The organism is Hyphomonas oceanitis SCH89, assembly GCF_000685295.1.
Classification (GTDB): Bacteria; Pseudomonadota; Alphaproteobacteria; order Caulobacterales; family Hyphomonadaceae; genus Hyphomonas; species Hyphomonas oceanitis.
In genome coordinates, this window is sequence record NZ_ARYL01000017.1 from 23,720 (window position 1) to 35,883 (window position 12,164).

Consider the following 12,164-nt stretch of genomic DNA (forward strand, 5'->3'; position numbering starts at 1 on the left):
TTTCCCGCAGCCGGCCTCTTTCAGTTTGGGGTGAGGCCTACCAGGCGACGTTCACGCCGACCATGAGCTGTTGGGCATCATAGTTGTCGCTGTTGTAACGGCCGGTGTACTCAATCTCGAAGCCAACCCGCTCAGTAATGTCGCGGCGGGCGCTGGCACCGTAATTATAGGTGTCCAGTCCGCGGCCAACCGACCGGGTCTGCCAGATCGCATTGCCCAGCGACACCGCACGTTCGACGGTCGGATCATCACCGAGGTCATGTGCCCAGTTGGTGAACACGGCGAGATCCGTGCCGCGATAGCTGTGAACTACTTCACCGCCGAGTTTGGACTGAACCGTGTTACGCGATTCCGCCATGACATCGAGCTGGGTGTAATCGACATTGCCGTACTCGGTGTAGCCATCCTGATTGAGGCTGGCTGCGCGCAGGCCGCCAATCGCATAAAGGCTGGTCGCACCACGCTGGAGGAGCGCATAGCGCGCCTCGGCCTGAACGTGCATGACCGAGAAATCTTCCTTCGACTTCGAGGCGGCAACGAGGCCACCCAGCGGTGTCACGCGGTCGGTCTTGGGCGAAGCCTTCGTGTAGCCGACAAGGCCCGAAAGGGTCAGGCGCGGTGTCACTGTGCGGCTGCCATAGGCGTAGAGCGATGCCATGTGGTTGGTCGCCCCACTGGCCGTGTCGGTGTAGAGTTCGACCGTGTTATAGCTGGCTGCGACGCCCACACGCATTTCAGATGTATTTATGAAAGTCGCGCCCAGCGTAACGCCATACGTGTCTTCATCGAAGCCCATCGTGTTGCCGTCCGGATCATAGCTGGCGCCGCGCGCGTCGACGCGTGACCAGACACGAACCCCGTTTTCGAGCTGATTGTCGACACCCCCGAGACCAGTGTTCCCTTGCGCGGCGGCGATAATGATATCGTCAGACCCAAACAGGACCGATTCTGTGCTCTCAAGGACATGAGCATGCATGTCGCCCGACAGGGATTCCATCGCCACACCAATCTGAGCAGCCCGCATGGGCATGAGGGAGACAAGCAGGTCGTCAAGATCGCCCGTCGCGGCGTTGCCATAGCCCGTGCCATAATCAATGGCCTGAGCTGCAGCAATCGCATTACCCGTTCCATACATATCCGTGACCAGAACTCTCAGGCTCTCTGGAACTACCGCCAGCTGTACAGAGTCCGCATTGTAGATGACCTTGAACCGGGCATTTGCCTGAAGGCCTTCGCTCGGCTGTGTCAGGGCATCAAACTCCCCTGTCACATTGGCCGCCGTCACGATTGTGAACATATCGCCGATGACCGGCTCGAAATCGTTATTGGCGGTGCCCGAAATTCCGCGAAGGATCGGATTGACCGAACCTGCCGCCGTGAAGGTCGAATCCGCGCCTGTGAGAACGACCCGGTCATAGCTGCCAGCACCACCAACGAGTGAGTAATCGCGACCGTCTATTTCTGTAAGGAAGATGGACCCGTCATTCAGCGTGACATCGCCGGACACATAGAGCGTGCCCGGAGAGTTGCCCGGTGTCAGCGTGCCGCCGCTCAACACCCGGACTGAGCCGTCGACCACGCCGGAACCATAGAGAGAGGCCGTGTCATAAACGATCAGATCGCTCGTGCCGAATAATCCATTCACGCTCAGGCTGCCGGACTCGACCGTGCTTGTGCCTGTCATCGTGCTATTACCCGTCAGCATCAGCATGCCGTTGCCCAGCTTGCGCAGACCGCCGCTGCCGGACAGGACGCCTGCAAAAAGGCCGTTCTGCGACTGGTTGAACTCGACCGTACCATTGTTCGCGATATTGCCCTGAAGCGAGTTCGTCGAACCGGCCAGCGTACCCTGCTCGACAAAAGTGCCGCCGGAATAAGTGTTCATCCCGGTCAGGACGAGACGGCCTGTCCCCAGCATGTTGAGCTGCCCTGTCCCGGAAAGGACACCCGCATAGGTGCCTGCATCCGACTGGTCGAACTCAACCGTTCCGTTATTCTCGACATCGCCCTGAAGCGAGTTCGTCGAACCGGCCAGCGTGCCCTGCTCCAGAAAGGTGCCACCGGAATAGGTGTTGGCACCCGTCAGCTCAAGTCGCCCCGCGCCGAGCACATTCAGCGTGCCATCTCCGGCAATCTTGCCATTCCAGGCCACCGAGTTGCTGCCAACATCCATGCGCGCGGATGTGCCATCGACGATGATGTCCTGCGTACCGGTCATGTCACCGGAAACCTGGAGCGATCCCTTTCCGATTGTCACCGTACCCGTACCAAGATTGGCGGCTTGCGATATCTGCAGCGCGCCTTCTGCAATGGTGAAGCCGCCCGTCGTCGTGTTAGTGCCTGACAGGGCCAGAATGCCCGTGCCCTTCTTGATGATATTGCCGACGCCGGAGAATGTGCCGGTCACAACAACGGCATTGCCTTCTGTATCAATCGTGCCGCCTTCTGACTGGACCGTGAAGTCTGCACCGACTGCGGCATTATCAGCAAACTTCAGTGTGCCACCTACAAAGTTCGGTTTGACTTGCGATCCATTGAGCTGCGAGGCCTGATAATAGGCGCTGTTCGTATCGATATTGAAAGCACCCGACAGCGACGGGTCGACGGAAGAAGAACCTTGCGGAACGCTGTTCAGGGCTACCGACGAGAAGGCAAGATAGGCGCCCGCGCCGAAATATTCCCCGTTGCCGGTCGCAATGATGGTCACACTGTTGAAGAGGCCGGTATCGTTGATCGCTCCGACGAAGTGTTCCGTGCCGCTAATTGATTGCTCGATCCCGCCCAGCAGAAGAGGATCACTGGCCCCAAAACGGAAGTAGACTGCCGATGCGCCCGTAGAATTCCCGTCAGGATCAACGCCATTCGTGCAGCACGTACCCCAGTCATTCACATATGTTCCCAGGGCGTTCATGTCGTAGGGCGTTACACCATCGGCCTCGAAGAATTTGTATGTATACCCCATGGCCTCAGCATCGGCGAAGGTTGAAGAATAGCTGTTGCTCCAGTTGGTAAAGCCATCGCTACCCGCATCGCCGGTGAAGTTATTGGGCGCCAAATTCCCGAGCCGCACGGTTTCAACGACAATGTCGTCACCACCATTCGTGCTCGAGACCGTGAATTGACCACCCGTCGTGTTGAGAATGTCGAATGTGTAAACATCAGACGTATGAGGTGTTGTCGGGTTCGCTGTGTTGAACGATGCGTCGGCCGCAAGGACCGTATCAATAAACGTCTGCAGCCCTGCTGATGTATCTTCGTTGAAGAAAACGGCGGGCGTTGCGCTGGCGGTGCCCGGCGCCAGAACCGCCAGAACGAGGGTGAAAACGGAGGCGGAACCCAATGCCCGCCCCATCAAATGTTTTCGGCCGCAAGCGCGGCCGGTGTCGTGGTTTAAATCCATCTTGGAACTCCAGTATCACTCAATCCTAAAGCGATCTCCGCAGGCTCTCCCCACGCAACGCTGGCTTGAATAAATAAGGGTCCGAAATGAAGCAGATATTACTATTTGGCCATATTGCAGCCCGATGTGTTAGCAATTATTGCCATGATTTTAACGGGTTAAAACGATTTGTTCATCATCCCTTCCATGAGGTTAAATAGGGATGGATTTCGCGTTCTGCTGTGCTTTCAGCAGATAAAGGACACATATAGAAAGTCTTTGCAGGGACTGATTGCGCAACTGCATTGACCGATTTAAGAGCACAGTAATATTCCCGCCAGCAGGCAGGGTTGGCCATTAACCTTAAAATCAGAGCATGCGAAGCAACTTATCGTTGCTTTCGATTTGACGCACTCGCTGGAATGGGTCGCGCCCATATAGGTAGAAGTGCTTATTCATTCCTATGCCCTCGAGCTGATATCGTTCCATTCTAGATCAATTTTTCTGCGATTGGCGGGTGGTGCATATAAATGGAACTCAATGATCAGCCTGAGGGCGAAGCAAAAGCGGTTTCATACGCCGTGTTTGCAGATGCGCTGGAGCGCGAAATCGTGCCTCTCCGCGCCATGACATTGACAGCAACCGGTGACCCCGAACTGACCGAACGTATCGTTGCCGGATTCCTCCTGCGCGTGTTGGACCGGGAGATCCCAAGGCCGATGGCGATCAAGCCCGACACGATCGAGATACTCTATCTTGAATACCTCAAGGACGTGCTTGAATCCGACATGGTGAAAGTCGCCATAGCCAACAACGTAACTGTCTTTCTTTCCCTGGATCAACTCCGCGAGGCGATGAGATAGGCGCTCTAACAAAGCCATCGCCACCCACCTCCCCCACCGCAAAAAAGTACAAATCCCGTGGCCCAAAAAGACGATGATACCCCCCCCACTACGCACGCCTCACACCTCAATGGCGGAGGAAATGGAAAACTTCCCGAAGGCTTGCGGAGCGCTGTTAAGCAAGCATCTGAAACCGACCGCTCCACGCCGCTGTCTGAAAGGCTGATGGATATCATCCGGCGTATCCGGAAAATGCCGTCGGACGACTAAGCCTACCACTCCCAAACCGCCCCTCACGCTTTTTTAGCCAGTCTCTGCCACGCTCGCATTTCGGCCTAGAGATTGCAGTATGCAGGCCGTGAGCGTGTCGTCGGGGGACGACGTGCATGAGGGCAAGTCGTCGGGAGCGTGCGAGCCATGAATCTGTTTTTCCGGTTCCTCCGGATATTTCTGCCTGCCTGGTTTGCGCGCGAGCGGACCCAGCCGCTGGATGTCCACGTCATCAAGTCAGCCGTGTGGATCGGCGACCATGACCCGATGGGGCACATGACGAATTCGCGCTATGCCTCATTCACCGATCTCGGCATGCTGAACTATATCGCCCGCACCGGCTTTCTTAAAGTCTTCCGGAAGAATGGCTGGACCCCGATCATCCAGAGCGAGGCGATCAGCTTCCACCGCATGATGCGCTTCCCGCAGAAATTCGAGCTGCACACGCGCCCCGTCGGCTGGGAGGGCAGCTATATCCTGTTCGAACACAAGTTCATGTCCAAGGGCCGCACGGTCGCCGAGAGCCGCATGGTCGCGCGCCTTGTCGGCCGCAAGAAACAGCGCGTGACGATCGACATGGTGTTTGAAGGCTATGGCCTGCACATGGACAGCCCGGAAATATCCCCGGCCTTTCGCGCCATGCTTGATGACCTGCAGGTTCGCCCCTAGAGGCGGAAGCCGCCCGGCAACACGTCTTCGACGCTCATGCGTTGGGTTTCGTCGCCTTTTTCAGCCACGCAATAGATATCCGTGCCATCGACAGCGAGTTCCGCGATCCGCTGGCGGCAGCCGCCACAAGGCGTGATCAGCGTTTCGCCGGTGCCGACAATGACAATTGCCCGGCATTCCCGGCCCCCAGACGCAACCATTGAGCCCAGCGCCACAGCCTCGGCGCATGTGCCGAGTGGATAGGCCCCATTCTCCATGTTGCAGCCGACAGACACATTGCCATGCTCGTCCAGCACGGCCGCGCCGACATGGAAACTGGAATAAGGCGCATGGGCATTGAGGCGCACGGCGCGCGCAGCCTCAACCAGTCTTTCAAGTGTGCCTTCAGGAAGATTGGTCACGAAAATCCCCATGCTTTCCAAGGGTTGAATGCAGCTTGCCGCCTGATCTCACTTGCCGGGGCGGGTCCGTTGGTTAGCATGGGCCACCACAAGCCTACAAGGGAAGGAAAACCCGTTTGGAAACGCTGGCGATACACGCATGACGGCCCGCCCGATCATTATAGACTGCGACCCGGGCGTCGACGACGCCGTGATGCTGATGATGGCGCTGGCCAGCCCGGCGCTGGACGTGCGCGCGATCACGACCGTTGCCGGCAATGTGCCGCTCAGGCTGACCAGCCGGAATGCCCGCATGATGTGCCAGATCATGGACCGGCCGGACGTGCCCGTCTTTGCCGGCTGCCCGCGCCCGATATTGCGCGAGCCAGTCACCGCCGAACATTTCCATGGCGACAGTGGCATTGCCGGGCTGGAACCATTCGAGCCTGACACACCTCTCGCCGCAAGCCACGCCGTCACCCACCTGATCGACACGTTGCGTAGCGCGGCGCCTGGCGAATACACCATCGTCGTCACCGGCCCGCTGACCAATATCGCAAGCGCCATCGTCATGGCCCCCGATATTGCCCGGGGCATCGACCAGTTCGTCATCATGGGCGGCGCTGACAGTGAAGGTGGTAACATCACGCCGACCGCAGAGTTCAACATTTTCGCTGACCCGCATGCCGCCGCCGTCGTGTTCGACAGCGCCATTCCGGCGACACTGCTCAGCCTCGACGTGACGCATCAGGTTCGCGCCGAACCCGAGCGCCTTGAGCAGCTTCGCAAGTTGCCCGGCGCGCGGCCAGCCATCATGGTGAAGCTGCTGGAAGCCGCCAATGTGCTCGAAGCGCGCTGGAAGGAAGGCCGCATGACGCCCATGCATGACCCGTCGACGATCGCCTACCTGCTCGCCCCACACTTGTTCGAAAGCCGCAAGGCGACTGTCAGCGTCGACACCGCTGAAGGCGCCCATTTCGGCCAGACGCGCCTCTCGGCAGAGGCAGATGGCCCGCATACATGGGTCACAAAGGCCGATGCAGACGGCTTCTTCGCCCTCGTTGAGGGGCTGATGACACCGTCATGATCACCGTCACGGGCTCCATCAATCTCGATATCGTCGCCACGGGCCCCACCCTGCCCCGCCCCGGCGAAACGGTGACCAATGCCCGCCTCGCCCGCCATCCCGGTGGCAAGGGCGCAAACCAGGCGCTCGCCGCCAAACGCCTCGGCGCGGACGTCCGCCTGATCGGAGCAGTCGGCGCTGACGACATGGCCGAGGAAGCGCTGAAACTACTCCAGGCAGGCGGCGTGGACCTTTCCGGCGTGCAGCATATCAATGGCGAGACGACGGGTGTCGCCCTGATCGCCGTCTCGGCCGATGGCGAAAACCTGATCGTGGTCTGTCCCGGCGCAAACCGCGCCCTTCGGCCGGCGGACGTGGAAGACGCAGATATCACCCACATGATGGGCGTTCTCGAAATCCCGGCCGACGCACTGCTCGCCGCCGCCAGTCGTGCCACCGGCTTTGTCAGCCTGAACCTTGCCCCCGCCATGACCGTTCCCGACGCCCTCCTCGCCCGCGCGAGCCTGCTCTGCGTCAACGAAACCGAGGCCGCTTTCTATGGCGACGCGCTGCACGCGTCAGGCGCGCTGGTTGCCATCTCGCTCGGCAGCGAAGGGGCGGCGCTCTACCAGCATGGCACGGAAATCGCCCGCGAGGCTGCACCAGAAGTGCAGGTTGTCGACACAGTCGGCGCCGGTGACACGTTCACAGCAGCCCTCACTGTCGCGCTGATCGAAGGCATGATTGAACAGGATGCCCTGCGCTTTGCCGTCACGGCCGGTGCGCTCGCCTGCACAAGGGCTGGCGCCCAGCCCAGCCTGCCCAAGCGCGCAGAGGTCGACGCGCTCGTTGCGAAAACATGGCCCTGAGGCGACAGGCTGCATTGACCCGGCAGCGCAAATCCTTTTGAGGTCAGGCCAGCACCAAAGCCTTGGAGACCGCCCGATGAAACGCCTGATCGTGACCTGCCTCATGGCCCTCGCCACCGTCATGCCGGCCCATGCGTGGGGCAAGACGGGTCACAGAGTGGTCGGCGCCGTCGCGCAGACCTATCTCAGCCAGTCGGCCGATACGGGCGTCAAGGATATCCTCGGCCCTGAAGGCATCGCAGAGGCCGCCGACTGGCCGGACCATATGCGCTCAAACCCCGAGCCTTTCTGGCGCTCAGAAGCCAATCCCTGGCACTATGTGACTATTCCCGTGGGCCAGACCTACGCGCAGGTCACGCCGCCGCCGGAAGGCGACGCAATCACTGCGCTCGCGAAATACCGCGCCATTGCGATTGACCCCACCGCGCCGCTGGAAGAGCGCCAGCTCGCCCTGCGTTTCATCATCCATCTCGTTGGCGACCTGCACCAGCCGCTGCATGTCGGCAATGGCACCGACCGGGGCGGCAACCAGTTCGTCTGCACCTTCTTTGATCAAATGAGCAACCTGCACGAAGTCTGGGACGAGCTGCTGATCAATTACCAGGAGCTGTCCTACACCGAATGGACAAACTGGCTGGTCCAGAAGATCACGGCGAACCAGCTCGCCGAATGGGCCAAGGCCAGCCCTGCTGACTGGGCCGATGAAAGCGCCGCCATCCGCGACACGATCTATCCGGACACGCAGATCCTGTCCTACGACTACGCCTACCAGACGCGCGACATTATCCGCCAGCAGCTGTCAAAAGGCGGCGTGCGCCTCGCGGCCTATCTCAACGAAATGTTCGAGACAGCGGGTGCTGAGTGAATTGGATCAAATGGGAATGTCGTTATTTCATTAACGAGCTACATTCCAGACGAACCCATCACGATCCAGAAGGATGTAGGGTTGCTGACTGGTCACCATTGAGTTCGGAACACCATCGACTGGTACATCCTTGCTCTAATGGTCTGGCCCCAGCAAAAAGCCCTCACGATCAATAATGTTGGGGGGGTCTTGGGCAAAATATGTGCTTCTAGGAACTCCCTCGACGGGAATATCTCCAACCATCAAAACATGACGCTTGGATAAGCCCTCGGGATCGAAGGGCGCATCATACTGCCTCTCGGTGCCTCTGAGCCAAGGAGAAGTCCTCTGCAATGAATCAATCGGATTGAGGCTCGATGAGCACGCACCAAACCCCAGATACTCCGGGTAGAGCAAAACCTTTTGATAATAAGTGTCTTGAGCCATTTCCACGGCAGGCATTGCAAGTGACCGTGTCTGAAAAGGATACACATCTCGATATGCAAACCCCTTTGCATTGTCTGCCGTCTCTCCCATCGGGATAATGTAACCACCTCCGGACCGACGCAGTGTTCCGGAGTATTGCTTCCCTCCGGATACGTAATCACGATAGGAGTGCCCGTCTTGAAGCGGCCCATCGCGTGAAAACAGCTTTGTCGTTTCATCTAAAGCGATTTTTGCGGACTCGGTCGTAAACCAATACCTGCCAATATCGTCCGTCGACTTGGCGAAAATCGCATCAGCAACGTCTTTGTGTATTTTGACGCGAAAAACTGAAGTACATTGAGGCGAAACAATACCCAGTCCACCCTCGTGAGCAGCCTTTGCCCGAGATCTCATTTCTTCGTTTGTATAACTATATCCCCACGGCCCTGGCAGCACGCCAATCTGCTCGTAGGACGCTTCCGCCTCTGCCCGCCATTTCTCCCAGTCACTTTTATCCGTGACTGATACGCTTGCGCTCACAAACTTCATTTTTGCGAGCGGACTTTCGTAGGCATCATCCGTCTTGTAACCCCATCCCCTGCTCAGGTCGTCGATGTCGTCAAACCAGATAGCAAGCGGCCGCAGATCGTCAGGTATGCGGCTCTTTCCAGCCCGCGGCCCAAACTCGACTTTGCCCCACTTCCAGTTGTCGCACATATCGATGGTAACGAGCCCAAGCGCCTGACCTTCGCCGACCGGTTGGAACATGATGATGGGATGATGCGTGTAAAAGACAGATGGTGTGGTGTAGGAATAATTCTGCACGACCCCACCACAAGCCGCGACATAATCGAACTGAACGGTTTCGTCCGTCTCCTTCAAGATGAAGTCTGCCTTCATCCGATAGAAGAACGATGGCGGGCGGGGCGCGTGCGATGATGCACTTCCCGAGCGCGAAGGTCCCTCCTGCTCACCAGAGCAGGACGACAGAGTAAGGGCGAACAGCAAGGCGCCAAGTATTCTGGATGACATCGAAGGACCTACTTCTGGTTTGCCGCTGTGATCCTGCCTTGGATTGCCTTCATGCAAAATCAGAAGACTGACCTCAGGCGCTGGCGCGATTGATGCGGCGGCGCTGGACGCTCGATGGAATGTGCAGGCTCTCGCGATATTTCGCCACCGTGCGGCGGGCGATCTCGATGCCGTAGCCGGTCAGGATCTCGACGATCTGGTCGTCCGAGAGCACATCATCCTCGGTCTCGCCATCAATCAGCGCCTTGATCCGGTAACGCACGGCTTCGGCTGAATGGGCCTCGCCGCCACCGGTCGACGGAATGGCCGCCGAGAAGAAATACTTGAGTTCGAACAGGCCGCGTGGGGTCGCCATGTATTTGTTCGACGTCACACGGCTGACCGTGGATTCGTGCATCTCGATCACGTCGGCCACCTGCTTGAGGTTCAGCGGACGAAGATGGGCCACACCATGCGCGAAGAAAGCGTCCTGCTGGCGCACGATCTCGCTCGCCACTTTCAGGATGGTGCGGGCGCGCTGGTCGAGCGACTTGATCAGCCATGTCGCGTTCGCCGCGCATTCGGAGATGAACTCCTTCTCCTGATCGCGCATCGGCAGCACGCTCACTTCGGCATAATAGGCCTTGTCCATCAGAACGCGCGGCAGGGTCTCTGAATTGAGTTCCACGCCAAAACTGCCATTCGGCAGCTCACGCACAAACACGTCTGGCGCAACCGCAATGGTCGTGTCGCTGGAAAAGCCACTGCCAGGCTTGGGCGAGAGCTGACGCAGCTCGCCCAGCATGTCCATGAGGTCAGCCTTGTCGACGCCGCACACATCGGCGAGCGCCTTCAGGTCATGCTTCGCCACCATGTCGAGATTGGCGAGCATGGCTTCCATGGCCGGGTCGAAGCGGCCGCGCTCCTTCAGCTGCAGGGTCAGGCATTCGGGGATTGACCGCGCCATCACGCCGGTCGGCTCAAAGCCCTGACAGACAGCGAGCACGGCGGCCACGTTGGCTTCATCCGCACCGAGAGCCTTGGCAACATCCTCGAGAGGCGCGCGCAGGTAGCCGGCTTCATCGGTCTCATCGATCAGGCGGGCACCGATCAGGCGGTCCGCCGCCGAGAGACCGGCAATGTTCAACTGGTTGTGCAGATGTTCCTGCAGGGTAAGATCGGTCGTGAGGTTCGCCGCGAAGTCATATTCCTCGCTGTTGAAGCTGCCGCCGGATGTGGCGCTCGACCAGTCCGTCTGGGCCGACGGGCCAGAGCCCTCGACCGGCATCGCCGCATCCGAGCCCGTGCCCGGTTCGAACACATCCTCGCCAGGCGCATCGAGCTGCTCGCGTGCAGCGCCGAGGCCGGAATTGTCATCAAGGGAAAGCTGCTCACGGCGCGCCGGCGCATTGCCCTGCTCGCCGCCACCATCCTCGGCATTCTCCTCGGCCTTGTTCAGCAAGGGATTGCGCTCGATCTCGTTTTCCACGAACTCGGCGAGCTCCTGGTTGGAGAGTTGCAAAAGCTTGATCGCCTGCTGCAGCTGCGGCGTCATTACCAGGGACTGGCCCTGGCGCATGTCGAGTGACTGTTTCATTCCGTAGCCCGCGCCTTATCGATCAAGCGGCGAACTGTTCACCCAGATAGACCCGGCGCACATCCTCGTTCTTCAGCACATCGCCTGGCGTGCCATCGAAGAGAACGTCGCCATCATACATGACATAGGCCCGGTCTACGATCTGAAGCGTCTCACGCACCTGGTGGTCCGTAATCAGGACGCCCAGGCCACGCTGCTTCAGGTAGCGGACAAGTTCGGAAATGTCGGAAATGGCGAGCGGGTCAATGCCGGTGAACGGTTCGTCCAGTAGCATGAAGCTCGGACGGGATGCCAGTGCACGTGCAATCTCGACCCGGCGACGTTCACCCCCCGAAAGGGATGTGGCCGCCTGGCCGCGAAGATGTTCCACATGCAGCTCGCTCAGCAGGCTGTCGACCTGTGCCATGCGTGCAGACCGGTCTTTCTCGACCAGTTCCGCCACGGCCATGACATTCTCTTCCACTGTCATTCCCCGGAAAATGGATGCTTCCTGGGGAAGATAGCCCACGCCAAGGCGTGCGCGCTGGTACATGGGCAGGCGCGTCACGTCTTCCCCATCGATCGAAATCGATCCGGAATCCGCGCCGATCAGGCCCATGATCATGTAAAAGCAGGTCGTCTTGCCGGCCCCGTTGGGTCCAAGCAGGCCAACAACCTCCCCGCGCTGCAGGGACAGAGAAACGTCGCGCACCACCTGTCGTTTGCCAAAGGATTTGGCAATATTCTTAACGACAAGGCCTTCGGCCGCTTCAGTCATCTCGTGAATTCGTCCCTGTTCACGGGCAGTATCGTCGCCCCGGAAATTGCATAG

General features: G+C 59.1%; 10 protein-coding genes. 5 read left to right on the forward strand and 5 right to left on the reverse strand.

Annotated elements, in window-relative coordinates; all coding sequences use genetic code 11:
* Window positions 1–37: 37 nt before the first annotated feature.
* On the reverse strand, window positions 38–3,352 hold the full coding sequence (locus HOC_RS11915; protein WP_162174835.1) for an autotransporter outer membrane beta-barrel domain-containing protein: 3,315 nt from the start codon (window positions 3,350–3,352) through the stop codon (window positions 38–40).
* A gap of 557 nt (window positions 3,353–3,909) precedes the next feature.
* On the opposite strand from HOC_RS11915, the gene HOC_RS11920 reads away from it, so the two are divergent.
* Both HOC_RS11920 and HOC_RS11925 read left to right on the forward strand, forming a co-directional pair.
* Window positions 3,910–4,242: a hypothetical protein gene (locus HOC_RS11920; protein ID WP_035538855.1), complete on the forward strand. Its 333-nt coding sequence runs from the start codon at window positions 3,910–3,912 to the stop codon at window positions 4,240–4,242.
* Window positions 4,243–4,638: 396 nt separating this feature from the next.
* Window positions 4,639–5,160 carry a thioesterase family protein gene (locus HOC_RS11925; RefSeq protein WP_051624818.1) on the forward strand — a complete coding sequence of 174 codons (522 nt, stop codon included), beginning with the start codon at window positions 4,639–4,641 and terminating at the stop codon, window positions 5,158–5,160.
* Here the strand turns inward: HOC_RS11925 and cdd are convergent.
* Window positions 5,157–5,561 (reverse strand): cytidine deaminase, encoded by a 405-nt coding sequence (gene cdd, locus HOC_RS11930; RefSeq protein ID WP_035538967.1) that lies wholly within the window; start codon window positions 5,559–5,561, stop codon window positions 5,157–5,159. The two genes, HOC_RS11925 and cdd, sit on opposite strands and share 4 nt — an antisense overlap.
* 139 nt (window positions 5,562–5,700) lie before the next feature.
* Between cdd and HOC_RS11935 the strand changes: the two genes are divergently transcribed.
* The 3 genes from HOC_RS11935 (at window position 5,701) to HOC_RS11945 (ending at window position 8,340) form a co-directional block, all read left to right on the forward strand.
* Entirely contained in the window at window positions 5,701–6,627 is a 927-nt protein-coding gene (locus HOC_RS11935; RefSeq protein WP_035538857.1) for a nucleoside hydrolase, read from the forward strand.
* Window positions 6,624–7,475 carry a ribokinase gene (locus HOC_RS11940; protein WP_035538859.1) on the forward strand — a complete coding sequence of 284 codons (852 nt, stop codon included), beginning with the start codon at window positions 6,624–6,626 and terminating at the stop codon, window positions 7,473–7,475. Before HOC_RS11935 ends, HOC_RS11940 begins: the two co-directional genes overlap by 4 nt.
* Window positions 7,476–7,551: 76 nt before the next feature.
* Window positions 7,552–8,340: a S1/P1 nuclease gene (locus HOC_RS11945; protein WP_035538861.1), complete on the forward strand. Its 789-nt coding sequence runs from the start codon at window positions 7,552–7,554 to the stop codon at window positions 8,338–8,340.
* Between the two features lie 135 nt (window positions 8,341–8,475).
* On the opposite strand, the gene HOC_RS11950 is transcribed toward HOC_RS11945, so the two are convergent.
* From HOC_RS11950 to lptB, 3 genes are all read right to left on the reverse strand, one after another.
* On the reverse strand, window positions 8,476–9,777 hold the full coding sequence (locus HOC_RS11950) for a hypothetical protein (RefSeq protein WP_162174836.1): 1,302 nt from the start codon (window positions 9,775–9,777) through the stop codon (window positions 8,476–8,478).
* A gap of 73 nt (window positions 9,778–9,850) precedes the next feature.
* Complete coding sequence (rpoN, locus tag HOC_RS11955; protein ID WP_084146287.1) at window positions 9,851–11,353, reverse strand: RNA polymerase factor sigma-54; 1,503 nt, start codon at window positions 11,351–11,353, stop codon at window positions 9,851–9,853.
* 22 nt (window positions 11,354–11,375) lie between these two features.
* Window positions 11,376–12,110, reverse strand: a complete 735-nt coding sequence (lptB, locus tag HOC_RS11960; protein WP_051614637.1) for an LPS export ABC transporter ATP-binding protein — start codon at window positions 12,108–12,110, stop codon at window positions 11,376–11,378.
* Window positions 12,111–12,164: the final 54 nt, after the last annotated feature.